A 526-nucleotide genomic window follows, 5' to 3' on the forward strand; every position below is an offset into this window, starting at 1 on the left:
GCCGCGCCACCGCCCGCGAGCGACGGCCGGTACGCCGAAATCGACGCCGCCTACGGCGCGGTGGTCGCCGACTACGAAGCCTGCGGGTGCCACGTCCACGTCGGCGTACCCGATCCCGACACCGCGGTCGCGGTCGTCAACCACGTCGGCCGGTGGCTGCCCACGCTGCTCGCGCTGTCGGTGAACGCGCCGTTCGACCACGGTCGCGACACGGGTTACCACAGCTGGCGGATCGTCCAGCAGTCCCGCTTCCCCGGTTCCGGTCTCGCGCCGCACCTGCGTGACCACGCGGAGTACCGCCGGGCGGTGGAGACGCTGGTCGACTGCGGTGCGCTCGTCGACCCGGACCAGACGTTCTGGCTGGCCCGCCCGTCCGGCCGGTTCCCGACCGTGGAGTTCCGGGTCGCCGACACCGCGCTGACCGTCGACCACGCCCTCCTGCAGGCGCTGCTGAGCCGGGCGCTGGTGCGGCGGGCACAGGCCGACCTCGACCGCGGGCGCGTGGCGGAGCCGGTGTCGCCGCAGG

1 protein-coding gene is annotated in these 526 nt (G+C 74.7%); it reads left to right on the plus strand.

Features of this window, described 5'->3' with window-relative positions; genetic code table 11:
- A partial coding sequence (locus tag G3I65_RS09095; protein WP_239070894.1) for a glutamate-cysteine ligase family protein occupies positions 1-526 on the plus strand: 526 nt, incomplete at both ends.

Origin of the sequence: Amycolatopsis sp. SID8362, assembly GCF_010550475.1 — a bacterium.
Taxonomy (GTDB): Bacteria; Actinomycetota; Actinomycetes; order Mycobacteriales; family Pseudonocardiaceae; genus Amycolatopsis; species Amycolatopsis eburnea.